The organism is Ktedonospora formicarum (assembly GCF_016587355.1).
Classification (GTDB): domain Bacteria; phylum Chloroflexota; class Ktedonobacteria; order Ktedonobacterales; family Ktedonobacteraceae; genus Ktedonobacter; species Ktedonobacter formicarum.
In genome coordinates, this window is sequence record NZ_BNJF01000004.1 from 582,067 (window position 1) to 609,017 (window position 26,951).

Annotated in this window: 24 protein-coding genes and 3 pseudogenes; 7 read left to right on the forward strand and 20 right to left on the reverse strand. The window is 51.4% G+C overall.

Annotated features, from left to right (window positions below; genetic code table 11):
- Positions 1–35: 35 nt before the first annotated feature.
- A complete protein-coding gene (locus tag K3T82_RS34235; protein ID WP_220197993.1) occupies positions 36–632 on the forward strand; it encodes a GNAT family N-acetyltransferase in 597 nt (198 codons plus the stop codon).
- A 23-nt stretch (positions 633–655) separates the two neighbouring features.
- Here K3T82_RS34235 and K3T82_RS34240 read toward each other — a convergent pair whose 3' ends face one another.
- Together K3T82_RS34240 and K3T82_RS34245 are read right to left on the reverse strand one after the other, a co-directional pair.
- A complete protein-coding gene (locus tag K3T82_RS34240) occupies positions 656–1,327 on the reverse strand; it encodes a transposase (protein WP_236031743.1) in 672 nt (223 codons plus the stop codon).
- Between the two features lie 699 nt (positions 1,328–2,026).
- Complete coding sequence (locus K3T82_RS34245) at positions 2,027–2,437, reverse strand: COG3415 family protein (protein WP_236031744.1); 411 nt, start codon at positions 2,435–2,437, stop codon at positions 2,027–2,029.
- Here K3T82_RS34245 and K3T82_RS34250 point away from each other — a divergent pair.
- From K3T82_RS34250 to K3T82_RS34270, 5 genes and pseudogenes are all read left to right on the forward strand, one after another.
- Entirely contained in the window at positions 2,436–2,711 is a 276-nt protein-coding gene (locus K3T82_RS34250; RefSeq protein ID WP_220197994.1) for a helix-turn-helix domain-containing protein, read from the forward strand. The two genes, K3T82_RS34245 and K3T82_RS34250, sit on opposite strands and share 2 nt — an antisense overlap.
- Positions 2,712–2,760: 49 nt before the next feature.
- A pseudogene (locus K3T82_RS34255) lies at positions 2,761–3,932 on the forward strand (IS3 family transposase).
- A 79-nt stretch (positions 3,933–4,011) separates the two neighbouring features.
- Positions 4,012–4,320 (forward strand): helix-turn-helix domain-containing protein, encoded by a 309-nt coding sequence (locus tag K3T82_RS34260; protein ID WP_220198360.1) that lies wholly within the window; start codon positions 4,012–4,014, stop codon positions 4,318–4,320.
- On the forward strand, positions 4,296–4,856 hold the full coding sequence (locus tag K3T82_RS34265) for an IS630 family transposase (RefSeq protein WP_220197484.1): 561 nt from the start codon (positions 4,296–4,298) through the stop codon (positions 4,854–4,856). Before K3T82_RS34260 ends, K3T82_RS34265 begins: the two co-directional genes overlap by 25 nt.
- 338 nt (positions 4,857–5,194) lie before the next feature.
- Positions 5,195–5,443, forward strand: a complete 249-nt coding sequence (locus K3T82_RS34270; RefSeq protein ID WP_220197996.1) for a transcriptional regulator — start codon at positions 5,195–5,197, stop codon at positions 5,441–5,443.
- 96 nt (positions 5,444–5,539) lie between these two features.
- On the opposite strand, the gene K3T82_RS34275 is transcribed toward K3T82_RS34270, so the two are convergent.
- The 5 genes from K3T82_RS34275 to K3T82_RS34295 all read right to left on the reverse strand — a co-directional run bounded on the left by K3T82_RS34275 (position 5,540) and on the right by K3T82_RS34295 (position 10,619).
- Positions 5,540–5,956, reverse strand: coding sequence for a hypothetical protein (locus tag K3T82_RS34275; protein ID WP_220197997.1), 417 nt, complete (start codon positions 5,954–5,956; stop codon positions 5,540–5,542).
- Positions 5,957–5,960: 4 nt separating this feature from the next.
- Positions 5,961–6,236, reverse strand: a complete 276-nt coding sequence (locus tag K3T82_RS34280; RefSeq protein WP_220197998.1) for a hypothetical protein — start codon at positions 6,234–6,236, stop codon at positions 5,961–5,963.
- A 225-nt stretch (positions 6,237–6,461) separates the two neighbouring features.
- The gene (locus K3T82_RS34285; RefSeq protein ID WP_220197999.1) at positions 6,462–8,309 is read right to left on the reverse strand and encodes a reverse transcriptase/maturase family protein; all 1,848 of its coding nucleotides are present in this window, start codon (positions 8,307–8,309) and stop codon (positions 6,462–6,464) included.
- 308 nt (positions 8,310–8,617) lie between these two features.
- Positions 8,618–10,042 carry an RNA-guided endonuclease InsQ/TnpB family protein gene (locus K3T82_RS34290; RefSeq protein ID WP_236031746.1) on the reverse strand — a complete coding sequence of 475 codons (1,425 nt, stop codon included), beginning with the start codon at positions 10,040–10,042 and terminating at the stop codon, positions 8,618–8,620.
- A complete protein-coding gene (locus tag K3T82_RS34295; RefSeq protein ID WP_220198000.1) occupies positions 10,029–10,619 on the reverse strand; it encodes an IS607 family transposase in 591 nt (196 codons plus the stop codon). The genes K3T82_RS34290 and K3T82_RS34295 overlap by 14 nt, the downstream gene beginning before the upstream one ends.
- Positions 10,620–10,987: 368 nt before the next feature.
- Here K3T82_RS34295 and K3T82_RS34300 point away from each other — a divergent pair, with 368 nt between their 5' ends.
- Positions 10,988–11,632 carry a cation diffusion facilitator family transporter gene (locus K3T82_RS34300; RefSeq protein ID WP_220198001.1) on the forward strand — a complete coding sequence of 215 codons (645 nt, stop codon included), beginning with the start codon at positions 10,988–10,990 and terminating at the stop codon, positions 11,630–11,632.
- A gap of 122 nt (positions 11,633–11,754) precedes the next feature.
- Here the strand turns inward: K3T82_RS34300 and K3T82_RS50335 are convergent.
- The 13 genes and pseudogenes from K3T82_RS50335 to K3T82_RS34360 all read right to left on the reverse strand — a co-directional run.
- A pseudogene (locus K3T82_RS50335) lies at positions 11,755–11,826 on the reverse strand (IS6 family transposase); the annotation flags it as partial.
- A gap of 163 nt (positions 11,827–11,989) precedes the next feature.
- A complete protein-coding gene (locus tag K3T82_RS34305; protein WP_220198002.1) occupies positions 11,990–12,853 on the reverse strand; it encodes a glycosyl hydrolase family 18 protein in 864 nt (287 codons plus the stop codon).
- Positions 12,854–13,157: 304 nt separating this feature from the next.
- A complete protein-coding gene (locus K3T82_RS34310; protein WP_220198003.1) occupies positions 13,158–14,528 on the reverse strand; it encodes a glycosyltransferase family 2 protein in 1,371 nt (456 codons plus the stop codon).
- Positions 14,525–15,550, reverse strand: coding sequence for a hypothetical protein (locus tag K3T82_RS34315; protein WP_220198004.1), 1,026 nt, complete (start codon positions 15,548–15,550; stop codon positions 14,525–14,527). Before K3T82_RS34315 ends, K3T82_RS34310 begins: the two co-directional genes overlap by 4 nt.
- 360 nt (positions 15,551–15,910) lie before the next feature.
- Entirely contained in the window at positions 15,911–16,576 is a 666-nt protein-coding gene (locus K3T82_RS34320) for a hypothetical protein (RefSeq protein WP_220198005.1), read from the reverse strand.
- 386 nt (positions 16,577–16,962) lie between these two features.
- Positions 16,963–17,745 carry a prenyltransferase/squalene oxidase repeat-containing protein gene (locus K3T82_RS34325; RefSeq protein WP_220198006.1) on the reverse strand — a complete coding sequence of 261 codons (783 nt, stop codon included), beginning with the start codon at positions 17,743–17,745 and terminating at the stop codon, positions 16,963–16,965.
- Between the two features lie 591 nt (positions 17,746–18,336).
- A pseudogene (locus K3T82_RS50340) lies at positions 18,337–18,705 on the reverse strand (glycoside hydrolase family 3 protein); the annotation flags it as partial.
- A gap of 146 nt (positions 18,706–18,851) precedes the next feature.
- Positions 18,852–19,982, reverse strand: coding sequence for an RNA-guided endonuclease InsQ/TnpB family protein (locus K3T82_RS34335; RefSeq protein ID WP_220198007.1), 1,131 nt, complete (start codon positions 19,980–19,982; stop codon positions 18,852–18,854).
- A gap of 118 nt (positions 19,983–20,100) precedes the next feature.
- Positions 20,101–21,675 carry a glycoside hydrolase family 3 protein gene (locus tag K3T82_RS34340; protein ID WP_220198008.1) on the reverse strand — a complete coding sequence of 525 codons (1,575 nt, stop codon included), beginning with the start codon at positions 21,673–21,675 and terminating at the stop codon, positions 20,101–20,103.
- 159 nt (positions 21,676–21,834) lie between these two features.
- Complete coding sequence (locus tag K3T82_RS34345) at positions 21,835–22,953, reverse strand: glycoside hydrolase family 18 protein (protein ID WP_220198009.1); 1,119 nt, start codon at positions 22,951–22,953, stop codon at positions 21,835–21,837.
- 111 nt (positions 22,954–23,064) lie between these two features.
- Complete coding sequence (locus K3T82_RS34350; RefSeq protein ID WP_220198010.1) at positions 23,065–24,243, reverse strand: S53 family peptidase; 1,179 nt, start codon at positions 24,241–24,243, stop codon at positions 23,065–23,067.
- Positions 24,244–24,701: 458 nt separating this feature from the next.
- Positions 24,702–24,920: a hypothetical protein gene (locus K3T82_RS34355; RefSeq protein WP_220198011.1), complete on the reverse strand. Its 219-nt coding sequence runs from the start codon at positions 24,918–24,920 to the stop codon at positions 24,702–24,704.
- Positions 24,921–25,346: 426 nt separating this feature from the next.
- Positions 25,347–26,870, reverse strand: a complete 1,524-nt coding sequence (locus tag K3T82_RS34360; protein WP_220198012.1) for a serine/threonine protein kinase — start codon at positions 26,868–26,870, stop codon at positions 25,347–25,349.
- Positions 26,871–26,951 lie beyond the last annotated feature (81 nt).

Consider the following 26,951-nt stretch of genomic DNA (forward strand, 5'->3'; position numbering starts at 1 on the left):
AAAAACAGAAATATTTTCAAGAAAGTAGTTGAATCATGGTACAAGGTCATTCCGTTCCCCCCGAAGAGATTCGCTCTGAAAGCGTAACTGATGAAGTTATTGCCTCCTATGCGGAAAAAGGATACACGTTGGATTTTGCTGAAGAGGTCATGCGCTATGATCTCTCCCGCACGCATCCCCAGGTCAAAGTTCCGTTTGAGGTTTCCTATCTCAACTGGGCACCTGAGCGAGTGCATGCTTTTTTTACCGTCTATAACGCTTCGTTTCGGGAGCGACCGGGCTTCCCTGACTGGAGTGAAGCAGAATGGGTTGATTGGACCTCTAGCGATCCTGCCTTCCGCTCCGACCTGTCCGTTCTTGCAGTGGTCCAGGGTCAGGCGGTGGGGTTTGTCACCAACGCCGACGAGGGGCAGCATGGCTATATTATTCAAGTTGGGGTTCATCCCAACTGGCGAGGGCAGGGACTTGGTGCAGCATTGACAACCTATGCACTGCAAAAATGGCAGGAAAAGGGTAAAGAGGCAGTGATCCTCGATGTGAATGTCAATAATCCTGGAGCCATGCGCCTTTATCAGCAGCTTGGGTTTGTTGTCATACGGCGTCGGGGAAAATTTTCTCGGCGAGTAGGGTAAATCATAGAATGCCTTGGCCCCACTCACGAAATCTTTTGTGTCAGCAGTTCTGCCTGTTCACAACCAAAGTAGTTACAAACGCGCTGACGAACCTCTCTCGCCGTCAAAAGTCGAGCAGGTTCGACAATGGCGCGCTTGCCGTGGGCCCACTTTGGCTCAATTCGGTTTAACCAGGGGCTCTTGGTGGGCAGCCAGCATGGGATAATGCGAACGTCAGGGGTGTCAGTTGAAGCCTTTTGCAGCACTGTCTGATTGTGCTCACGCAGCCAGGTTTTAACCTGCTTACTCACATGCCAGGAAGCGTTATCCCAAATCAGTACCAGCACGTGTTTGCCCTGTGCCTGGACCTGCTCACATAGCCACTCCAGAAAATCAGTGGTCACCTGGCTGACGGGGCGGCCTGACACGAAGCGCAGATGCATGCGACCACTCGTGGCAGAGAGCATTGCGTAACAGGCCAACGCTTTGGGATCGGGATCGTTCTTATCCTTGCTCAGTTCCTGCAAACGCAGCGGTTCGTCCTGCTCACTCCAACTGTGCAGGCTGGGTTGACTGACTCTGCTCCACCACACCTCATCCTGGTAGCCAATCTCCCATCCACTGCGCTCGGCCAAGGCTAGCAGGGCGTCCCGCCGTTTTTTCTTCCTGACATACTCCGGATCGGGGGTAGGGTAGCCGGCCAGCGAAGGTGGCATTGCTGCTCCTTTTTCTGACCGGCCCCCTCCAAACCCGGCGTGCGCGCTTTCCACGCACCGGGCTTTCCAGCATCATCAGGTGTCTCCTGTCCGTGAACGTGATACCTTGCTGCTTGCCTCGTTCACGGAGAAGTCCTAAAAGCTTTTCGGTTCCCTGCATTTCGCATACCTCCATGCTTGAGGAACTTCCTGATACCTTCCCTCTGCGTGGGTATCTTTCACGCACTCTGGCCTGCCTTCGCAGGCTGCCCCTTCATTCTTCTTCAAGCGTCATTGCTCTTTGAATCTTTACTATGGGGGTTCCGTCGCCATGCGTCTCGTGACGTGTAGGCGATCCCGCTTTTGCGCATATGAAACGTGTAGTGTGTTTAGGTGCCTGTTTGTTCCTTATCGGGTTCACTACCCGCCACACATCGAAGAGAGATTTGCCGCAACACCAGCCCGGTTGCGGTTTTTCGATGTCGTCATCTTAGACATGGTTTGACGGATGTGGATGTACATCATGCAGGAACTTAGGTTGAGCAATTGGCCAGCTTCACCTCTCCTCCTTGCGGAGTTTCATGCACACAGGACTTGCGGATCTACGGAATACATGCCTTCTTCCATCTTCCGCTTTTTGAGCATGCTCTTGTCCACCTTTGCCTTTCGGCTCCGGGTAAGCTCTTGTCCTAGAGGTCTTTACTCTCTTCCTCTTCCGTATCATACGGAGATTTCATATGCACCGACGCGGCGCACACTCGTGATCCAGTGTTTAGCTCGTTGCCAGCCCACTCCAAGCCGTTTGAGCGCGAGTCGAATGGTTTCGATACTCACCTGGCTCTCTGTCAACTCTCGTTCGAAGCACACCTCTACGGCCAGCGCCAGGGTCCAACAACTGGTCGTTTTGCCGAATGTTCGGGGATTCTGATGTAACAAGGCCCGTAACGCTTCGCATTTGGCCTGGTCAAATTGGGCTTGCACTGTTTTGGGCCGAGAAGACTCTTGCTTGAGGCAGGCTAAGCCTTTCTCCTCAAAGGCATGACACAAGAGCTTTTCTGAACCTGCACTAAGTACAATCAAGCAATGTTTTGTGAAATGAGGTAAACTGTCAGAAAAAATGGAGGGATCCATGCGAGCGCCCCTGGAGATACCGTCCCTGACAACAGAAGAGTTGGAAGCGTTAGAGAAACTGTACCGAACGACAAAAGACCCGCGACTGCGTACCCGGGCTCAAATCATCTTGCTCGCCGGAGAACAGCAACTGAGAGTGTCGGTCATTGCTCCCATTGTGCGGGAAGCGACCCAAACGGTCCGCAACTGGCTCAAACGTTGGATGGCGGAAGGAATTGAAGGGTTGAAAGATCGACCTATGCCTGGTCCTCCTGATCTTTCCCCGATTTGGTAGAGTCCACAAAGCTGAGATATACTCTAGCAAATCAGGAAAGGGATCATCAATGGCAAAGGTTCAAAAAACCTATACAAAAGAGTTTAAGGAAGAAGCAGTGCGGTTGGCCCAAACAAGTGGAAAATCAATTACACAAGTAGCCCGTGAGCTGGGTATTTCCGACACCTCCATTCATCAGTGGCGCAAAGAATTGGCACAGCACGGAAAAGATGCATTTCCGGGTAGTGGACATCAAACTGCTCTTGAAGAAGAAAATCGCCGTCTCAAACGCGAACTCGAAAGGGTACAACAGGAGCGTGACATACTAAAAAAAGCGGTGAGCATCTTTTCGCGGGAAAGCAAATGATCTATTATTTCATAGAAGAAAACAAGCAAGAGTTCCCCATTGTGGTCATGTGCCGAGTCCTCGATATCTCGGAAAGTGGCTATTACGCCTGGCGCAAGCGCCCAACCTGCCAGCGTAGGCGAGAAGATGCTCGGCTCACCAATCACATTCGGCAGGTCTTTACCTCTCATCAAGGCAGATATGGGAGTCCACGCATTCATGTGGAGCTCAAAGATCGGGGAGTCCAGTGCTCCCGCAAACGAGTCGCTCGCCTCATGCATGAGGCAGAACTTCAGGCCAAACGCAAACGGCGGCGCGTGGTGACGACCAGGAGAGATGCAACGCATCCGGTAGCTCCCAATCTCTTAGAGCGTGATTTTACAGCAACGGCACCCAATACCAAATGGGTCACAGATATCACATATATTCCCACAATACAAGGATGGCTCTACTTGGCAGTCATGTTGGACTTGTATTCACGAGCCGTTGTGGGATGGTCGATGTCAGCTGAATGCTCCGAAAAGTTAGTGGAAAATGCTTTGAAGATGGCTCTTGCCCGCCGTCGTCCCAAAGCAGGACTGTTGCATCACAGTGATCGAGGCAGCCAATACACAAGTCTGGCCTATCGAAGCCAGCTTACTCAGGCTGGGATGATCATGAGTATGTCGCGCAAAGGCAATTGTTGGGATAACGCTGCTATGGAGTCTTTTTTTGGCACACTCAAGGAGGAATGTGTCGGTGACTCGGTGTATCAGTCTCACGCAGAGGCCAAGCAAGCTCTCTTCACGTACCTGGAAATCTATTACAATCGTCTTCGACGCCATTCAACGCTTGGATACATGAGTCCGTTTATCTATGAAAAATTCGGAGAGCAGCAAGCGAAACGTAACGTTTGACGTATTCTATTTTATCATATTATAATAGAAACGTTAACGTTATGTAACGTAGAAACATCTCCCATCTTTCTCCGCTCCAATCGGTGGAGGCTCTACAAAAACGGGTCAAGGTCATCCGCCAAAGATCACGCAAGCGTACAAAGAGCAGGTCTTGGCAGCAGTCCGGCGTCGGCCCCGCAGCTTAGATCAGCCATATTCGATGTGGACATTGCAACGGCTCGCCGATTACATGGCAGAACAAACAGGCATTCGAGCGTCCATCGAAACCGTGCGTCAGGTGCTCAAAGCCGGAGAGGTCGTGCTCTCGCGTCCTCAACACAAAGTAAGTAGCCCTGATCCAGAGTATCTGGAAAAAAAAAGACGATCGAAGAGGCGCGTGACGGTCTAAAAGAGGGAGACGTCTTTTATTATGCCGACGAGTTCAATCTCAGTTGGTTTCCAACGTTGCGTGCGATGTGGAGCCGAAAAGGACGGCAGGTCATGATCCCAACGCCCAAGCAGCCGGACAAGTATTATGGCATTGGAGCTGTGAACTATCATACGGGTGAAACGGTGGTCCAGTTTCAGCGTCGCAAGCGCCGAAAGGAGATTGCTCAGTTGCTGGAAGTCCTGGTTGAGAAGCATCCAACTGGAACCATGTATGTCGCCTGGGATAATGCTGGTACGCATGAGGATGATGAAGTGGAAGAAGTTGTGCGAGCGGCAGCTGGACGGCTCATCTTGCTCTATCTGCCAACCTATAGCCCCTGGCTCAATCCTATTGAAATGCTCTGGCGGCATTTTCGTCGCGAAGTTACCCATTGTGAATTGTTTGAGACCAAGCAGGCACTGCTGACGGCGGCCCAAGATTGCTTCGACCGCTTTAACCAGTGCCCGGAAAAAATGCTGTCAGTGATTGGTTCCAATGCCCAAAAAGTTAGTTGAGTGTACTTAGGTCCCTCACAACTCCAGGTGACATCAGACGTGGGTGCGCTCCAGGTGCTCATCTCCTCCACCCCACAACCTGACGAGGGAGGCATTCTACGACAATCCATATGAGACCCAGGCGACGCTTGATTGCCTGGGCCTCTTCCCTTCACAGCGTTTGGAATGAGGAAGCTTTCGCCTTTCACTGTTCGTCAGAGACCTCATAACGCAAGCCAAGGAACTCCAGCTGCGAATACGACGTGAGTGATGTATCTTCTGCTGAAGAGCAAGAGGAGATACAATAAGAAGATGAAAGGTTGCTTGTTTTCGACGGTAGGTTACAGAGAGGCGGTACTATGCGGTTAGTGGTTCATCAAAGGAATGTTGTCGCCCACTTTTCAGGTCCCTGGGAAGTGGCCCAATTAGAGGCATTGGCCGAGCAAGGGAGAGCATGGGCGCGTTTCTCACGCGTGAGCGGAGGGCTGCCCATTGGTGAGATCGAGAGTCAGACACACGAAGTGCGATTGTATGAGGGGGTGGAGGTTGGGAGTCGGCAGGTTGTGTTCCTGCTTCCCATGGAACAGCAGTGCTCGGCAGAAGGGTAACGTAGGCGAGATCTACTGGAAAAGAAGACGGAGAGGAAGCATGTGGCGAAACGCCCCCAATGATTGAGTCTGTACTCATCGGTGAGAGGGGAAGAGTCACATCTGTTCCGGGTTGTGAGATTCGGAGTGTTTGTACCGCTGCTTGAGAAAAGCGAGATGAATGCGAGCGCGATTCTCACGAAACCACGCTTCCTGTGCATCGGCTCTCAGCAGAAACTGCCTCATAAGCTCGGAAGGGATGGTGCATGGACTCCAGACCGGCTCATAGGCGCTATCGGGGTAGAGCAGACTTTCATGATCTTGAGGATCATCAAGCACACAAGGATCATAGAGGATGCCTGAAGAGGGATCATCAGGGCAGTATCCATAGATGTTGATGATATGCCCATTTTCTTCGCGGCGAAAGACATATGCCACCTGCCCATTTCCCAAGTCCCCACACACGTGCCTCCCTTGCTGGAGAGAGGAAATAAGCTCAACAAGCGTCTTCCTGTCGTTGTCCTTTTCTACCATACGTTCACTCCACGAGATGATCCCCAGGAAGATCAAGGCCATAATCAACAAAATAGTAGTGCCCGTCCGCAGGGGAAGAGTCAGCAATTGCATAGGACTCCAGAGGAGCATGATCACATAATGCAGTTGACTGATTGAGCCAGTCCTCAAGAGCAAGAGGTAAGTCGTTCATCTGTTCGCTGAGCCAGGAGACAAATGCCAGAGCTTTTTCTGGCGTTAAGGTAAGCAAACGCCCATCGGGTAGGGCAAGGCCTATCCAGGTGTGGTTCTCTCCAATCATGGGGTTCATAGTTCCGTCGCAACTAGCGAATCCTGACAGAGGACAGGATTTTCTCGCGAGCGGGTTTGTGAGGGAATGACAGCCTGTAGGGTAAACCGCCAGCGAGGTTCCTTTTCTCCTTTGTCGGTGGAGAAAAAGACCTTTTCCAACGGTTCCCCCCCGAACCGGACTGGCGCGTTTCCACGCATCCGGCTCTCCAGGAGTCCCTACTTTTTCTTTCCCTTTTCAGAGCGGGATATACGCCAGTTCTCCTAATTTCAGGCCGTCATATTTCCCATTGTGGATCTTTCTGTGACATGTATGGCATACTGGGATCTGTTTTCGGTTGATAGCCCGGAGTAGGCTATTAAAACCAGTGGCCTCTCGCTTGTGTGAGAGTTTGCGGATATGACGAACATGGTGCATGACGTTTTGCTCCGTACTTTCGCATATACAGCACGCTCTGCCTAATTTGGACCGGGTTCTCTGGCGCCTCATGGTTTGAACAAGATCAATATCGGTCTGGTTTCCTCGTTGAAAGCTTTCCCGATTCTTGCTCCAGTCAGAATTGAGGTAGAAGCTGACTTGTCGGTCCTCTTTGCCCTCTTTTCCTGGAACCAGGACCGTCAGTGTTTTCCCGAAGCGTTTGAACACTTTGGGTAAGGATATTCGGTATTTCCAAGCCAGAGTGTTTGCAAGCGAGTATTGGAGAATATACTGAATCCTCTGCATGTGCGCCCAATTGTCTGTGAATCGATAGTAATTCTGGAGTCCCCGGTTTACCCCGCTATACAGGTTGACTATCTGATCCGCGTCGAGATCCATCCAAACCGTTCTTGGCAAGGGTTTTCCTTCTTTCGTGCAGAAACGTCTGTCCGTGAGTCTCTTCATGAGCTTGGGCAACGGAGCGTTCATAATCGTTTCCATACCAGTTGAGCGACGTTTGAACGCTTTTCCTGTCGCGGGGGAGGTTTGGAGCTTAATCTTAGCTTTTCCCCCATTGCCAATTTTAAGAGTGGTGCCGAGGAAGAGGGCTTCTTCGGCTCTCGCGTTTGTAATGTGGGTTTTATCCTCGCTCAACGTGAGTCGGAGGTGGTCTTGCAAGTACGTTTTCACGTCTTGTTTGATTTGCTCCGCCAGACTATGGCTCCCGCACACACCTATGAGCCAGTCATCTGCATATCTCAGATACCTGACACGGATGTATTCAGGGTCGTTGGTCTGTTTCGATGGAGTAGCCCTCATTTGACGAGTGATCTCTTTGAACTCTTTGGTGCGCGTCCTCCTCTGTTTAATCATCCTGTACCGTTTGGCTTGCAGCGCAAGGTACGTCTGATTCCGGCGTTTCTCTTTTCCCTTTTCTTGTTTCTGTCGTAGTTCCTCCACGAATTCGTCGAGTTTGTGGAGATAGACATTCGCAAGAATGGGGCTGACGATTCCGCCCTGGGGAGAACCTATTAGACTTTCCTTTTTCTCTCCATGAAGGTCCATGTATCCGGCGTTGAGAAGTTTCCAGATGAGGTTAAGGAAGCGCTCATCTTTGATCTTCTTTCGCAGGATGGCTACCAGTTTCTGATGATCCAGCTCATCGAAGCAGGCGCGTATGTCCCCTTCGATAAGCCAGTTCACCGCTGTCCATTTGTCCCGAAAGTCACGAAGCGCCGTATGGCAGCTTCGATTTGGTCGAAATCCGTGGCTGGTTTCCAGGAAATATGGGCCGTGGGGGCTATCGTAGATCGTTTCCAGGATCATTCGCATGACTTCCTGGACGATTTTATCCCTCACACTTGGAATACCGAGTTTCCTCATCTTCCCATTCGATTTCGGAATAAACTCTTGTCGTACTGGTTTGAATTGGAATTGTTCGGTTTTCATTTCCTGAATGATCTCCTGGATGCTTTTCAAGGAAAAACCGTCAAGTGTTTCCCCGTCCGTCCCAGGAGTCATATTCCCTGGTTTCGACTTGATCCGTTCGTAGGCGACAATGTACAGATCTTCCTTGTACATCAGCCTATACAGGTCGTGGTTGATCCACTCTCTGTTGCGGTTCAGTTGTTGTAGGTGTTCTAATCGTTCCAAGGTCTTCTGACTCATCCGAGTCAACCTCCTCCTTTTAGAACTGACTCCCTGGAACCCTTCCCCCTGTCTCTCCCGTTACGGTGAGCGTTTGAGTACTACGGTTCCTCCGTTGCCCTGCGCATCTCCACGTTTAGGCAATCCCCAGGTTACGTGTAATCTTCGCTTCGTATGTAGATCCCCCGTATGTCGTATTTCCCTCCCTGAGAACTGGCTCTGACGCAGGCTATATTCAGTACCCGTGAGTTACAGAATATCGTCAGACGTGGGTGATGGTACCTATCCCACGGAACGTCCAACTTTCGCCACGACTAGGGTTCAAGCAATCAGCCTTGACCATGTACGACCTGGCTGCCCATCTTCTGACCCTGGTACCAGAGTTTCAATGGGCTTTTTGCTCCATGCTCTTTTCCACTCTTTCCTTTCGGGTCGAGGTAAGGAGCTGCTTTACTCACATTGCCTGAGTGAGGTTCCGTCTGCACGGAACAGAAGATTGCACGCCTCTCTGGGCGCACCACGGGATGGACTACCGGCAGATGAACCCTGCACTCCCCATCCTCTACTCCCTCCGACCCGAAGGCATCAGGAGCTGCTTTTCTGATGATATTGTAGGACCCGTTGCAATCGGCGTGAATGAGTTGGCCATTGGATGCCCGATAGAGCCTCCGTGTGATCCGTTTGCCGCTGAAAACAGGCGCATGCTCCCGGCTTTGCTGGTAGGTTGGCAAGGGATCACGATCCAGGAAACTGGCCTGGCTGGTGTAGCTTTCTTCGGTGAGGATCACCCGGATGCCTTTTTGCTCCGCTTTGTAGGTGAGCATCTCGATGAACCGGGCATGGGGCACCTGAACGAAGTTCTGATTGGTCCGTTTCCCCAGGTTGATCTCCTGTTTCCAGCCCACATTGCGACCAATTACGAGCGTTCCAATCCCCTCAGCCACCAGCACCTCAATCACACAACGCGAGATGGTGTGCAGATCATGCTCCATCCGCCGATTGCGCCAGAGCGTCAAGCGCTCCATGCGCCGCGTATTTCCAGGACGACCAAGAGCATGTTGGAGTTCTGCCCGCCGCTTGTTGTAGAACTGATTCGTACTTTTCAGACCGCGCCCGTTAACGACGACCGGGACAAAACCCGGTTTGTTTGATGTTAGCGCGATCAGATTGTCCAGACCAGGATCGATGCCAGCAATGAGTGCAGGATCGACGGCCGAGCTGCTCGGCTCCTGTTCATACACGATCTCAACAACGACAAAGCCGTGTTTGGGAACAACACGGACCTGCGTAATCGCCTTGGGATCTTGTTGGGTTTTCATCTGGATGCCTAGCCCCGAAGGCTGAATGAGGTGCCGGGCAAGGGTCCGTTTGCTGCGGCTGACGGCCTGCATCGTATAGATGAGGACATTGCGGCCTGTTGTTTTGTGCTTGTATGTGGGAAATTGGGGGCGTCGGCGAAATGGTGAGGGATCGCGCTTGTAGGCATCGAGCGCTTCAAAGAAGGATTTCCAGTTGCGTTCGAGCAGCAGCAGTATCTGTTGGGCCACTTTCGCAGGCAGTGCTTTGTACGCTTCCTGCGACTGCATGCGCCGATCCATTTCATGGTAGTTGAGGTATTTTCCCTCAAAGATGAAGGTCTGACGGATCTCATACAACGCCGTATTATAGAGATTTTTAGACGCAAAGCAGGCCGCGTCAAGCGTGGCATAGCGTGGATCACTCCGAAGAATGATGTGCTTTTCAACCAGGTGCACGATCGGCCTCCAATTCCTGCACAAGACGCTCTGTTTGGCGTTTGGCACGCCGTTGCCCATAGAGCCGAGCGCAGAACGAGTACACGATACTGGTGAGGTCCGAGAGCAGGTCTTCTGTGCCATGTTCGGCCTGATTGACGACCTCGATCTCACGCCCATAGGTGTGAAGCAGGGTCTCGATGTAACGGAACCCGAAGCGGGTCCCCCGGTCCTTGCGTTCAATGACAATACGCCCCACCTTGGGATCGGCCAGCAAGGCCAGGAACTTGGGGCGATTGTCATTCACACCAGAGCCAATTTCCTTGACCACCTTCCTCACCTGGTAGCCACGAGCGGCACAGTAAGCCACTAGCCGCTCCGCCTGAGTGTCCAGATTGGCCTTGTTCTCGGCTGAGGACACACGGGTAGAGACAACCGTTGTGGCTTGTACTGGGCTGGCAGTCCTGGCTGGTTCATCGATGAGAATAGTGTGCGCTCCGACGCGCCTGCCCTGGATTTTGCCGTCGCGAAACCAACGCCAGGCCGTCTCATAGCGGACCCCATGTTGTTTGGCGTAGTCACTGAGTTTCATGCTCATATCATACCTTGATCCTCAGTAATTCTCAAGGATTCGCTATATTTTAAACGATCGTTTTTAATACGCTTTCTTTCCTCGCTTGTGTTCAAATAACGTTTCGTACACATCTGTGGAGATAGGTTCTATTGTCAGACCATTTCACTTACGCAGCCATTTCACACAACAGCCACCTGATACATTCCCTACAAAAAGTATACAAGCAAAAAAACATTTGAGTGTGAAACCCACAAGAGTCGAGAGCACGAACTTCTTCGTACCTTGATCAGCTTTTCAAGCGCTAGAGGATGATCTTATTGGCAGATGGTAGTCTTCCCCTCTTTCCAATTGGTAGTCCTCAGTTCTGGATGAGATACAATGAGAAGCAACACATGTATGAACTGGAGGCTATTTTGCATCAAACGGCTCTTCTCAAACGAGGATTACTGCTCGAATACCTCACGTTAGGATGGAATGTCATTGGCGTGATTCTCGTGATTCTGGCGGCATATACCGCCCGTTCCGTCGCTCTGGCCGGCTTTGGCTTGGACTCACTCATCGAAATCTTTGCATCTGTGGTTGTTGTCTGGCAACTCACTGGTGTCAACCTCAAGCGTGAGCGGATGGCGCTTCGTCTTATAGGAATCGCTTTCGTTTTGCTGGTGATCTATATCGTTGGACAACTCCTTTATACATTCTTAATCGGACTCCATCCTATCACCTCCGTTAGTGGACTCATCTGGATCGCCGCGACCTTCATCGCGATGCTACTACTCGCCTTCGGTAAACGTGTGACTGGACAAAAATTGCAGAACGAAGTCCTGCTCACGGAAGGACGGGTGACGCTGGTGGATGCGTATCTGGCTGGGGCCGTCCTGTTGGGACTTCTGCTCAATGTCCTCTTTGGTTGGTGGTGGGCTGATCCGCTCGCGTCCCTCGTTATTATCTACTACGGCGTTCGGGAGGCCATCCATGCGTTCCATGAGAGCCAAGTTGCCGGGCAGGAAAGTGAAACCCAATCCACCACACAAGACTAAAGCTGAGCGGTAGAACAAGACGCCACGGTCGTCATCTAAGACAATTGACGTGTCTGTTGGATAGGAGCATCAAGATCGAGAAAAGGAACTTGGGTGACCTCCAAATCCCTAACGTCACATGCAGCTAGAAGCTCTTCAATATTGCGGTAACTCAAGGAGAAATGAACATACAGCCAGACAGCATGACCGATGATTTCTGGTGGGAAACGGAATCCTCTGTATGGAGCCCCTGAAACTTTTTTTCATGGAGTCTTTGTATCATACTGTTCAGTTTTCTATGAGGTGGGCCCTTCACGTTGACCATACCAAGAAGAAGACGACCAAAGAGAACGTCAACATGCTTCTCCCAAAGTTGAGCTAAGAGTGAGGTTCCACCTTTCCTGAAAACCATTGATTCCCACCCAAAGACCATACCGATATATTCTTAATACCAAGCTCTTCAAGAAGACTCCGTTTGGTATTTACTGTTTGTGAGTCAGCATAGTCATAGAAGACACCTGCATGCGTAAACATCATTTCTGCTGACGATGTATCTCGTTTCGCGGTAGTGTATCCTGGATACATGTGTGATTGTGCATGAGTGTCAATGGTAATGCTCTCTCCTCCCATGCGTCCATGATATCCATAAGAAGGGATACCAATCACAATTTTATTGCTATCCCTTATCTTTCCTATCACTTCCCTGGTGACCTCTTTTTCTCGTGCAAGTGGTGCTACTGGCGTTCCACTCCCAAAATCATATTGCCAATCATATTCCATCACAACAAGGTAATCGACAGGAAGTGCATTAAAATCCTCATACCGCCACTGATATTGAGACGAATCTTTCGCCAGAACCGCAGGCCCATCAATCATCAGTGTATAGCCATTTTGATGCAGCGTGCCTCCAAGTTGCGTCAGAAAATTTTTATACCCATCGTATTGCTGCGGTGTCCAGCGTGAAAATCCTTCAAAATCAATTTCAATACCGGTAAATTTTACCGTATCTACAAAGGTTTTTAATGTCGTCACGGCCTGGACTATCTTTGCTTGACTCGTTACAAGTGCATCCATACCCGCTATATTCCCCGAAACAGTCACGTATTGATGCATAGAGTACTTCTTTACTTCTGATGCATTATTAGGAGAATAGGCATTACATCCAGCATTCTCCGTAGTAAGTTGCGTCAGTGTTCCTGACTCATTAAGTTTATAGTATTCTGGTTTCAATGTATCTATCACCCTTCCATCCTTATACTCATTTGCGGCATTACATGCAGGAGACCCAGGATAGATCCATGCCATAGCATGGGATTTCCAGGCCATTGGAGGAGGCGTCGGTGTTGGAGCAGGCGAGGAAACACTCTGTCGGCTCTGTTGTACAAAGTGGATCGTCATCCATACGACAGGCACGGAAATAATAAGTATACAGAAAGTAATAAGTATGAACTTTTTCACGATATCCCTCTTCCAGCGAGTTTGCAAGATATATGCCACACTGTCTTCTCATTTCAAGCCCGTATTACAAACCAATGACCTGGTAGGTTCACTGATCAATGGCTCCCATGCGCTGCCATTTCTGCCACTTGAGTTCGCGCTTGCGTATTAGTCCCCAGACCGATTGCAGGAGCGCACTAAACTCAACGAAAGTGGTCACATAGAAAAGGAGCCAACCAATTGGGGACAGTAACAGATAAGAGAACTTGCGTGTGTGCTTATCATCAAAGAGCTGAATGAAGAACATCACCGAGACCACCAGCACTCCGCTCAGAAAGGCGGAAAAGTCCCCGGACACCATTGAAAAGAGGAAGAGCACCAGGATGAAGAAGGGCTCAAAGCCCAACTGGAGTTCCCCAAAGAGGGCAAGTGGTAATATCACCCAGGTGAGCAGTTTATTATGCTCAGGTTTGCAACTGAAAAATAATGAACGATGGTCGCGGAATGTCTCAAATCTCCCACGTTTCCAGCGGAGGCGCTGCTTCATCAATCCCCGTATGGTACTCGCACCCTCTGTGTAGATAATGGCATCAGGCGCATAGACAATTTTCCAGCCAGCCTTCTGGATTCGCACGGACAGTTCAATATCCTCGGTAATATTCTCAACGCTATAGCCTCCCAGTCGCTCAAATACCTCACGGCGAAAGGCTCCTGCAGCTCCACCGATGATATAGATGGTGTTCATGATGGAATCGGCCTTCTTGAAGTAGAAGGAGAAGAGATACTCAAGATGTTGGATTGCCCCAACCAGTGTCCTGGTATTGCCAATTTTGACGTTCCCTACAGCAGCCATGACCTTCGGATCTCGGAAACACGTGACAAAGTTCGCAATAGCTTCACGGTGTACCAGGCAGTCAGCATCAATCGAAACAATGATCTGTCCATGCGAGAGGCTAATCCCTGTGTTGAGTGCTTTCCCCTTTCCGCCATTGGATTGATAATGATAGACCAGACGGGGCATGTCTCTCCTCCCTGCGACCTGCCGTTCATACTTATAGAGAAATCTTCGCATCAGGGCGTCTGAACCATCTGTCGAGCCATCATTGACAACGACGATCTCCAGGTTCCGGTATGTGCCTTCCAGCAGTGTTTTTACTGTGCTCAGCAATCCGACCTCTTCGTTCCAGGCCGGAATGATCACGGAAACGAGAGGAGTGTATAGCCCAGAGAGCAGTTGACGGTGCCGTGTGCGTGCCTGGAAAATCTCATACCAGGGGCTCAGGAACATATAGGCAGTGTACTTGGTAAGGAGGACACTGGCAAAACAAATGATGATGCCCCGAGCGATATTCACCTGTGGCGACTCCACGGGGCGAGGATGGAGAAATACGATAGCGATGAAGATCGAGAAGGTCCCTATGTAGAAAAGACTATAGACGATGAGCTTCACCAGAAAGATGCTGCCTGTCCTTGCCGTCATACCCTGTACTCCTTTTCGGGAACGTTCTGAGCTGGATAACCAGGCTTGGAGACAAGACTGAGGGCTTTAAGATATCCAGTTGTATCACTGATGTCCTTGAGCACAGGGTGGCGTCCCGTATCCACCTCATGAGCTGGAGAGAGAGGAGAAGCCTGTCCCCCACCCATACCCTGCGTCGTTGCTTTCAACCGATAGTAAGAGCGTAGTTCTCGACTGACCAGATTTGAGAAGACGATGATGAGGATAGCCCAGGTCACCACCAGGTAGGTAGGGGAGCGCAAGAGCCAGAAAGAAGCTATGCCTCCCACAAAGAGTCCAGCTCCTCCCATGAGAATCACCTTCATCATAACATATGCTTTTGTTGTACGCCGTGATGCCAACCCCACCACTGGCTCAGTCCGTGGTAGTGCCGATTGCCAGGATGGGTTTGACGCTCTCAAGAGCTGGGAGAATGGCCTCGGTGCTTCTAGAGCAGAATAAGGAACTGGTATATCAATATATGGATCAGTTGAAATACGATGTGGATGAATCGTTGAAACACTCCTTGTATGTGTCAGCGGATCGCCAGCAGAATAGGTGTTGCGTGCATCAGTAGCAGAGAGCGCCTGAACTCTGGGAAGAGGCATCGTTGGAATAGAATCTAGCAATGCAGCATTGGAGAGAGGCATCTCGAATGGAGGATAATATCCACGTTGCTCACTCCCCGTTTCTGGCTGCTGTACAAGGGGTTGTGACGGATTTGTCACGTGATAGCGTGATGCACTATCGAAAGGAGATGCTCCAAATGCTGCATAAGGTTGGCTTTGCTCTCGCAAGGTGCCAGACTGCATCTTCAGGGGTGCTTTGAATTGTGATGTTCCTTGAGAGGGAGTGCTTCCTTGTATGGGAAAACGTTGGCTTTGCTCTCGCAAGGTGCCAAACTGTGCCTTCAAGGGTGTTTTGAATTGTGATGTTCCTTGAGGGGGATAGGCCTCATCGGAACTTTGTTGACGCAGAAATTCTTTGTAAGAAGGGACGCTCATTCCTTACTTCCTTAAAAACGAAAAAATGACCAGATTCCGGTCCTGTTGATAGGCAACTCTTAAACCCAGAACCGCCCACATGAGCATTCTCTCAATGAACGTAGGTTCGTATTCGCGTATTCTGTACCTGCCCAGGACAAGACCTCTACCATATCAGTTGGATTTCGGCCCGTTGTAGTTATGGAGCACACGTCTATTCCAGCAATATTAGTACTTCTAGATAGATTGGTAAGGAGACCTTTCGAGGAGATGATGGGCGCTCGCGAAAGAGCACATCTCTGCTTCTCATATGAGAGCAGAGAAAATGTCCCCTTGCTCGCAAGGGGACACGCGAGCAGACGCAAATAGGGAGAGGTGGTATTAGTGATGTGGTGTGGGCGTGACGGTTGGTTTTCCGGGGGTCACCGTTGGTTTGGTAGGAGTCCCACTCTTACTCCTATTCGTGTCGCCACTGTTCGAGTCACTCTTTCCCTGGTCTGTGGGCATGTTCGCCTTCACACAGGCAGAAATAGGATCGTTCGCGCACGTTTGCAGCACCTTCGTGATGTAGGTACTCAGCGTCTCATCGCTCAGTTTCGCATCCGTGGCATTCTTCTCCTGCCCTGCCAGATACTGTGCATAGGTGAGGAGGTCGTTGATTTCGCCATAGCCAAGCGCGTGGTCAAGCCCTTTATAGTCGCCCGTATGCAGTGAGCAAAGGAGCTGGATGGTCTCGCTCTTGCTGTCCGTGCTCAGGGAGAAAGCTTTTGCCAGGTTTTGCACTTCGGGAAGACCGGGGCATTCATCCTGTTGACTGGTCGACTGTTTCTTACTAGGATTGGTCTTTTCCGTGCTCTTCTGATCCTTGGTGTTGGCTGTCGTGGGCGTCGCGGTATGCGCGGAAGTGGTAATCGACTTCGTGATATTCTGCCCCGCTGGAGTTGCCGCAAATGCGGCTGTGCCCCCGCCAATGACTGCCATGCCCAGGAGGGTGGTGACAAGAATCTTGCCCTTGATGACTGTGGCAATTGCGCTTCCGATACCCATTGTTTCTGTTTCCTTTCGTTTTCAAATGGTTTGTCTTTGTTCTGCTTCTGGGAAAGGTGCACCAGTTTTCAGAGGAGCGGTCCTCTTCTCCTCGTTTTTAGAACTCTCTGTGTTGAGACCAATGCGAAGAAAGAATGGCCTGCTCTTTCTTGTCACTCTGGGATGTCTCTGGACGCCTCTTGGGCGGGCAGCGTACGTCTGCCCTCCTCGTTTATACAGTTGTCTTTTTTTTGCTTTGGTTACGCACAGAGACAGAGGTCATGGTGAGGCGTGCATCTCTCTTCGCCTACGCAGCACCATGCCTCATGAAACAGGTGTCTATATCCCACGAGATGCACAACAAGCCAAGCTCAAAGGAATCTTCTCATTTGGAGTACCTCTCGGTATTAGAGGAACATGAAAGCCCGGAGAGCTTCTAACGTGGCATGGACATCCTGCTCTGGACCATCCTCGCTCTGCCAGTTTCCCGCCGGCTGTTGAAGTTGGTTGAGGAGCGCAGCGGCTTGAGCAATGAGGGGAGTCGTGGCAGGCCAGTTCGCCAGACGCAACGTGACCATTAGCCATGCCAGGGAACTGGCGGAGAGATCAGGTAGACGGTTTGCCAGGTAGGCCAGGAGGCACTTAGCAGGCTCGATCTGTTTCAGATGAGAGAAGAGGCCAGCAGCCAACCAGTGTGTATGCAGGAAGGTTGGCAGATGACCATTTGGTGGCAGGAAGGAGTGGATATACCGGGCCGCCAATTGCGCGCTGGCTCGGGTCTGGGGAAAAAAAGTGAGCCAGAAGCCGCAGTTCGCCGTGAGGTAGAGCTGAGCCGCAAGATTACCCGGTCTCGCCCAGGGAGGAGCTAGGTCGCTTACCGCTTCATCTTCTTCAAAGGCCCCATCCGAGTGCTGACGTTGGGCCAAAAAGAGGGCCGCCTGCACCATGTTCGGCTCATTGAGCCCAATGCCCATCTGTTCTCCTTGGGCCAGGCAAAAACACGTGGCATCCAGTCCCCTGTAACCAGGAGCCCAGAAGGGCGACCAACCCCCATCCTCCTGCTGATCCTGGAAAAACTGCTGCATGGACTCGGAGGAAGGCATGGTCCCTGTGAGAAGAAAGGCGAGCCGTGCCTGTTCAGAGGGATTGCCTCGCTCACGGACAAAGCGAATGGCAGCCGGTTGATTCACGTGCATTTCCTCCTGAAAGAACAAGGGTCAGAGGTTGTCTCCATTGTACTCGTTCGTGCATCGCCTGCGCAAGAACTTCATTCGGAAGCTCGGCAGCCTAGCCACCTCACCAACGCCAGGGGGATGCCGTACAGCTTCATGTTGATCCAACATGTGTTTGGAACGCGTCTATCCAGCATATGACTGCTCGCATCGTGATCGACGGGCACCCCTGCCTGCGCACCAGCCCGCTCACATGGCACGAGACTGCCACTGGATAAACGAATGAGTAGACCCGCATGGCCGTCATTTGATCAGCTTTCTAAGTGGCTTGAGGATGATCTTGATCGTCCAGTGAGTGAGGTTGTGCTTGCCATTGATATCCATAATGGATGTTAGATAGCTTTCTTTCAATCAAGAAGAGCAGAAGAGGCTCCAGAAGAAGATCTGCGAGAGAATGAGTAGACACATTGTGGAAAAGAAGCTCTGCTTTTGATCATCATGGCTGCATGTTTCTCCGTATTTTTGTTGCAGAAAATTAGACCTGTGGAATCTCCCCCATGAGCAGCTCTGGAGGCGATTCCACGGGAACTTCCCAATGCGATATTTCTGTTAGAAAGGCGTCATACCATATCCATAAGGGAATAAGGTACCCGTACAGCCATTATTTTGATTGCAAGGTTCTTGTGCCACGGTACTCGGCCAGGTAAAGGTCAGTTTGCCTTGGAAACCAGCATCACCAAACAATACGTCGGTGATCCCTTCGCCTTCCGTTGAGCCAACCCACGCTGCAACGAATGCGGAAGATTGGTTCAATTGCGTGTTGATAATCATTGGACGCCCGGAAAAGAGCAGTACAATGCACTTGGTCACACGACTACACACATCTGAGACTGCTGTTGCATCCCCGTTACTCAGTGCTAGCGTATTCGAATCCCCATTGCCTTCGGCATACGGCGTTTCGCCAACCGCAACGATCCCGACATCCCGTTCTCCGAAATTGACCCAAACATGGACAGGCCATACTCAGCATTCGGTTCCTGCTTCAGCGCAGACAGCAAGCCTTTCGCTTGTCTTACATCTGCTCCACAGGCGTCACTTCCCGCAGAACTTGCGGTACGCTCTGTTCATTGTGCCAATGCTGCGAGATTGTTGGCAGCGTTGGCATCTCGGTCCTGGACGTTTCCACACTCCAGGCAGACAAAGACCCGATCCGAAAGGGTGAGCGCCTCATTGATCCAGCCACACCAGGAACAGGTTTTTGAAGAGGGTTCCCAGCGCGAGGCCAGCAGCACCTGCACCCCTGCCTGTTCGGCTTTGTAAAGGATCTGCCGCTTGAACTCGTACATGCCCACATCCGCAATCGCTCGAGATAACCTGCGGTTCTTGAGCATGCCTGCAATATGCAAATCCTCGAGGACGATCACACGCGGTCGCTCGGCATCGGGCTTGGTTCTCGCCACGATCTGGGTGGTCGCTTGGTGCAAGGCATTGTTACGTACGTTGGCGATCCGAGCGTGCATCCGTGAGAGGCGCAGCTTGGCTTTCTGGCGATTGCGTGATCCTTTGGCCTTGCGACTCTGGCGTCGCGAGAGGCGTTTTAACATCGTGAGTTTCTTGCGCAGTGCCTTGGGATTCTCGAAGGTGCGTCCATCAGAGAGGGTCGCCAACCGCTTGATCCCTAGGTCAACGCCAATGACGTCACCTGTGGCTGGTTGGGATGCTTCCTTTTCCTCATGCACACAGATGGAAACAAACCATCTGCCTGCTTGCTCATGGATGGTGGCACTGCTGATCTTGCCGCCCAGAGGGAAATAGCCATGCTCTTTGAGCCGGAGCCTTCCCAAACGAGGCAACTGGATGGCATCAGGAAACACCCGAATGCTCCCGGTGAAGCGAGCGCCACCGATGGCTTTCTTGCGGCTTTTGAAGTGAGGATAGCCACACGAGCCTTTCCATGTGCCCTCTTTTTTGAGCCGGCACTTGCGAAAGAAATGTTTGAAGGCGGCATCCAGGTCGCGCAATCCCTCTTGGAAGGCGCACTTGCTGACATCATACATCCAGGGCTCAGAGGGCTTGAGGGCATTGATGTCGCGATGCAGATCGATGGCGGTGGGCGTTTTCGCTCCTGTCTTGTAGGCTTCCTGTTTGCGGCGAAGGCCATAATTGTACGCCCAGCGAGCGGCCCCGGCATGTTTGCGGCAGAGCGTCTTTTGTACATTATTGAGGTCAAGTTCTCCCCGATACCCACGGACCATCGGTTGCCCTTCCTCCTGGTGTTGAAAGTAGAACAAAGATACCAGAAAAACACAGCTTTGGCAAGAGGCGGATAGATGTCAGTATTTGTCTCTATATGTCCCAATAATAGAAAACGAATTATACCCCCCGATAATTTCCCTTCGTACGCGTACCAACGAAGTTGAGTTTCACTGAGGATGATAATCCTGCCTGCTGAATGGCCTGCCACAGCGTTGTTCCTGCCGTGGTGGTGCCGCTCCCTCCTTGCCAGGAAATTGACCACCCTCCTAGCTGATACCCTAGATTATCCGCGTGGCTTCCTCCGACCACCAGAGTATAGTTCCCCGTCTTCAATAAGGGGAGTACACCGTTGTTCTTCAACAGGACGAGCGATTCCCGCTCCGCCTGCCGGGCTACTGCGCGATGCGCTGCCAACCCGACATTAGGAGTATAACTGCGGTTCGTGTAGGGCTGACTAAACAAGCCTAACGCGAATTTTGCCGTCAGGATGCGCGTCACCGCATCATCGATACGGGACATCGGAATGCGTCCGGCCTTGATTTCGGTATCCAGGGTACTGATGAAGGTCTTGTATTTATCGGGGACCATGACCATATCGATGCCAGCGTTAATCGCCGTACGCACATCATAGTTGTAGTCCGAAGAAATCTGATCAATGGCTTGCCAATCGGAGACCACGAAGCCCTGAAACCCCAGATTCGGGGTACCATAGCTGTCTGTTCCCGTGCCTTTCAGTTTGGTCGTGATCAGATATTGATTGGCATGATCTTTGAGCCCATTCCAGCTACTGTAAGAGATCATCACCGAACCAACTTTGTTTGAGACAGCTGACTGATAGGGCGGGAGATCGATAGCATCCATTGTTTGCTCGGAAATCTGGTCGTCTCCCTCGTTGAGATATGGTGATCCGGTGCCCCAGGCCGTATGCCCATCGCCAATGAAGTGTTTCGCTGTTGCCAGGACATTCGTTGGTCCCAGTGTGCCATTCGTCCCCTGGAAACCCACAATGGCGGCGGAGCCATCTGTTGCATTATCCGAGGGGACCTCGCTGTAGCCCTCGTAGGTGCGCCCCCAGCGAATATCCTGTGGCGTACACACGCAAGGGGCAAACGTCCAACGAACGCCAGTCCCAAGCATCTCATCACGGGTGATCTGCTCTACCTGGGTAATGAGTGCAGGGTCATGCATGGCCCCCAACCCAATGTTGTGCGGAAAGAGTGTCGCCCCATACACATTGTTGTGTCCATGGACCGCATCAGCGCCATACAACAGCGGAATTCCTAAACGGGTCTGGAGCGCATACTGCTGGAAATTATCTACCATATCTGCCCACTGTGTGGCGGTACCACCTGCGCCATTGGGACCACCGCCACCTCCACTTAATACTGATCCAATGGAATACGTCGTAATATCGGTGAGCGAGTTGCCAGCCTGAGTGAAGGCATTTTTCTCCACCTGGGTCATCTGCCCCTCTTTTTCAGGGAGCGTCATTTTCGCAACGCAATCACTGGGCGAGAGACACCCGGCAGCGAAAGCGGTCAAATGCTCGCTCTGCCTCGCACTGGTGACGGACGCGAGCAATGCTGATTGGATGATTGCTAGCAGCATGATCATCGGGAGAACGGTGGAAGAGAAGTGTCCAAGACGACGAATTCCAAGGTGTTTCTGAAAGTAGGGTGTGTACATCGACATACATCCTCTCTTTTCCTTGACCGCTGATCAACACGAAATGACGATGTTACGTTGGGAGCATACGATGAACCCTACGACACGATCTGAAAGCAAAGGATGGCGGAGAGCAATGCACGACTGCTCTCCTGAAGAACATTCATCTTTCCCGATTCGACGCACTTACGTCTGCCGTAGCTGTAGCATTGGAACTGGAAGAGCATAGGTCTGGCCGCCCACACCAACACCACCTTCACAGGTATTGGGAGGCGTGGTACAGTCACCTCGTGCTGAAGGGCACTCAGCGGCCCAGAACATATAGCCCAGCATCCCGTTCGTCATCCCTGCTCCATGAGGTGCGACCGACTGTACATATCCGCCCGTCGTATCGATGAGTGACCCGCTGAAGTGGTAGCATTCCTGTTGCACAGCTCCGTTCGCACTGGTAATATAGAGTCCACCTGTGAATTTGGCCGGGGCAAGAGGGGGAATGGGAGGACTATACTGTGGCTTGCCGTCGATGTGTTCTTGCCAATTCGCTTCAGCGCTGCTTGCGCTACTTGGTTGCCGACTTGGTACCATAGCATTCGCATAATCAAGCACTGGAGTGGTCGTGGTGAGCCAGGATGTGGTCGCCTTGGTTGTCAACCCGATCAGCCATCGGTCGCCAGCAGCCAGATCAATGGTGAGGCGAGCCGCCTGATTCTGTCCTGTCGCATCGTAGGGTTCCACAGAGCGATAAGCATCAATGAAGGCTTGTAACCCCGTCAGATTGGGGGAGCTTGACGCTTCATAATCAATCTCAATGCCCACGCCGAGTTGCTGTGCGACCGCTGCCGCGTTGAGCCCTAGCTGTGTAGGATTGGTGGCAAGGGCCTGATTCCAGGCGTCTACATAGGTAATCCCTCCAATGGAAAGCATGACCCGAATGTTATGACTCTTGAAGTAATTGACAATATCGGCTGTCATGCCAACAGGAAGCCCTTGCGCCGTCTGGGCATCTGTGGTTTTATTGAGCAACTTAAGCGGTTGAACGAAACTCAAGACCACCAGGTTCACAGAAGGGATGCCGTCTCCTCGATCAATGAGCCAATGATTCTTGCTATCAAACTCGGTCACACTGCGCACCGTCCCCCAGAGACAGCCATCATTGCTACATTGCCAGGCACCGTAGACTGAGATCGGCGTGGTGGTGGCTGCTTCCACATGTGATGAGGCTTGACTCAGCGAGACGCGTATACCAAGGAGCAGGAGTGCTATACAGATGCCAAGTACACGGGAAACCATCTTCGTGCGTGTCATATCTCCCTCCTTCTGTGTGTGTTCATAGAGACAGACTGCCTAGCCATGACATCAAGGGAGAAGAGATCCTGCTGCCTCGCGTGCAGAATCTCTTCGGCGGGGACTCTCGCCTTAGAAGGCTCCAACCCCGTTTGGCGTGCCCAGACCGGTAGGACCATCATAGCCTGTCGTGGCGGTACAGAGGTAGGAGCCACTACAACTGCCATTGCTGCCGCTGGTCACATCATATAAGCTGCTTGTGTGGGTGTAGAGGGACGAGGCTGCATTGATGCTGCTTGCATTGCCAGCCAGGGCGTACACGCTAGCGATAATAGGAGCTGAGACACTCGTGCCTCCAAAGACCATCCAGCCCGATCCTTGACCATAGGTATCATAGACTGAGACGCCCGTACTTGGATTGGCAACTGCTGAGACATCAGCCACTGTGCGCCTGGAGCAACCAGTATCACTCTGCCAGCTTGGCTTGGTAATATAGGCACTACACCCACTGCCCGCGCCACTCCAGGTGGTTTCTGTCCATCCACGAGAGGTGCTGCTGTTGCGACTGAGCGAGGTGCCACCAACCGCAACGACGGTGTTGTAGGCTGCAGGGACCTCCACTCCATAGCCCGCATCACCAGAGCTGGCAGTGATGATGACACCTGGATGATTGTAGTACGAGGCGTAGGAGGACTCGCCGCTAGACTCGCTGCCTCCATAGCTGTTACTGACGACATTGGCTCCAAGGCTAACGGCGGTGTTGACAGCGATACCCAGATTCGTGAACGAATTGGAAGAGGCTTCCACCAGCAAGATTTTGCAGTTGGGGCAGATGGCGCTCGCCATATCCAGATCAAGAGAAATCTCCTCTGCCCAGCCGCTGTTACCATGTGGATACTTCGTGCCACCGTTCTGATTGACTTTCCTGAAGCAGCCGTTAGCCGTAGTGCAGGGAGGAAGACCAAACTGCGAACGATAGACAGCTAAATCCGCTTCCGCATTGGGATCATCGTAGGCATCCACAATAGCTATAGTCTGCCCGCTGCCTGCTGTTGCGGATGGTAGATTGTACGCAGCTTGCAGATCTGCCGGGTTGAGGCCAGAAGGGCTGCTGGCCTTGGGGGTCAGGCCCTGGCTTGAAGTATCCAATTGGATGGCATTGCATTGGGCAAACCCTGATGAGGCGAGATCACAGACATGGTGGGAGCGAAAACCGTTTGAGGTCTGCTTGGCAAACACAGGCGCGGAGAACGCCAGGAGGGCAAGAGAAACAGTGGTTGCCAGGCAGAGAAGACGAAAATAGCGTTTCATCTGCAACTTCCTCTCTTAAAAAAGAGAATCAGGAGTAAGGCATGCACTCGTATTGCGGCAATTGCGCTTAACGGCATCATTTGCAGAAATGAGCACACACGAAACTCCAGACAAGCAAGAGGAGCAGAAGGCACAAACAGGCTGTAAGGCGAGGCGGCTTCTTGCCGTAAAATATGCGCAAAATCCTCTTGCACATGCAATGAGCATCAACAAGAAAAAACTCACCTATCATAAGCAAGAGTTCCTTTGGCACCTGATGCTCTTAATAAGAGTATACTTATATATTGGTGTTTGTCAATGTTTTACGCTATTACCTTGGAGATCGTCATTCATTTGGTGCTCTCGCCTTGTTATGCTCGCTTGAGAATCCCCTGAAGCGCTTGAGGCGAACCTTCCTGATCTGCGGATTCCTTTCCTCCATGAGGTCGCCATAAAAACATTCAAATCCTCTTACGCTTTCAGATGGTTAAAGTATGAAAAAGCCCCACGGGCAATAGCCGAAACATGTGTCTTCTTTTTTGCTCAGCAGCATCAGGAATGGTTTCCCCTTCAGCAAGCAGCAGGAAGATCCGAAGGAATATGTATTCTTTATAGAGAGTTGCTGAATGGTCTGCTTTGGTTACGGCCTGAGACAAGAATGTCAGAATTTGTCTTTCGCTTCCATTTGGACTACCCATGTTCTACCCATAATCCCTGTGACTCAGATGATAACTTTCTCCATTGAGAAAAGCAGAGCTCTATCACAGTCAGGAAGAGAGCGTGCTGAGAAGCTTTACTCGCGCATTGCTGTAAACAAACTTGATGGGTATGAAACGGAGCATGTCTCCTTGAATGATCTATCCTTCGGAGGGAGAGGCTCAAACAATCTATCACATAGCCTCCCTTCTACAGATCCCCGCTCCCTTGTGAACTGAGTTGGGCATTAATAGAGAAGGGTTACAAATTGTGACACAAGATGACCTTGCTGTCACTTTCTGCTGAAGAGTTGGAGATCAGGACGAATCACAGGCCAACTCTTCATCGGAGAAGGACAACGTCACAGACTCTTCCCTTTTCCCTTTGCCTCTTCCTTCAGTTCTCAAACCATGGGCGCGGTCCAGTTCTCAACAGTCTGGGCCTTGCCTACTAGCAGTGGCACTTCCTCCATCAAGATTCCAGATCACAGTCCCATTCTTAAACGGGACGCGAAAGGCACGATATTGCCTGCCAGACTGAAACACGCCTGGCTGCACGCCATTGTACCCGGTCGGACTCAAATAATTGTTTGCCCCCTGAGGAATACTGACTGCAAACGAGTTCGTGTTAGCATACCCAAAGTAGGCAGCATAGGTGCCACCTTCTCGTTGCACACAGTCAATAAACGGTGAAATCGCGGCTCGCTTCTGGTCTGGTGTTGTTGTCGGAGATGGATGCAAATTAGGTGGGGACGTGGGTGTTCCGGTTGCGGTTCCTGTTGGGGCATATGTCGAGGTAGAGAGAGGTGCTGGAGTCATTGCCAGAGCGTCCTTCTCCTGGGCCATTTGCAGCAAAGGACGCTGCCAGACAATGATGGTCCCAGTAATAATGAGTAACGTCATCACTGCGAGTATCAGGAGAGGAAGTATGTTCTTCTTGCTTTTTCCACCGCCATTCACATTGATCCTCCTCACCATGCCAGAGGGTGGAGTACTCTTCTTCTCCTCACCATCTCGCGCATGTGCCACCTTCTGCTCACTCGCCGTCCCATCCAGTGCGAAGAATGCTTGCGTCTCTTCTGTTGGGAGGGACGAGAGAGCCGAGGGCAAAACTACTGGGAACTGCTCTCTCTTTTCCCTGAGAGCCTGTAGAAAAGCCTCTACATCCGGGAAACGTTGCGACGGATCTTTCGACAATGCACGTAAGATGACGCTATCAATATGTGATGGCAGCGCGGGATTCACGTGTGAAGGCACGTCTGGCGCCTCGTTGCTCTGTTGCTGTGAGAGCGTGGCACGCGCAGTGCCAAAAAACGGAACCCGGCCTGTTAACACCACATATGCCAGACACCCAAGCGCGTATTGATCAGAGAAGGCATCAACGTATCCCTGGAATTGTTCGGGGGCCATGTACCAGCAGCGTGGTACTCCTTCTTCAAGAGAGCCCTGATAGTTCTTGATCGTTCCTATGATACTCTTGACATGAAAGTCGGTCAGGGCAGCTTGTCCTTCCTGGCGAAACACAACATTCTGCGAACTCAGATTAGCATGGATCATTCCTTGCGAATGAGCCGTGGAGAGAACGCCGCCTATGTGCTCGATAAGAGCGTATGCTTCCTCTTGTGGGAATGGCTGGGATGCCATACGTGTGAGTCGAGCTTGGAGGGTGCCAAGGGGCGCGGCATCAGTAATAAGGGCAATTCCGAAATCGCCTACGCGCACTTCATGCATTTCAAGCATATGTGGATGCTCGTTGAGCGTCCTCAGATGCTCAATTTCTCGCTGGATAGATTCGCGCTCATGCTCTGAAGCAAGAGGGGCAGTCGGCCAGAGTTTGAGCAAAACATCCCTGGAATCTGTCTGCCTCCTTCCCTCGTAAAGAACAGTATATGGTCCCTGAAAGAGAAGCGTCGAAATATCATATCCATCTATGTGTATTTTTTCTTGTGTCATATCGCTTACCCGAGATTGCAAAATAGGCACTTGCAGCTATTTTCATCCATAGCAGATTTCCCAGCGATGATCTTTAGGGGT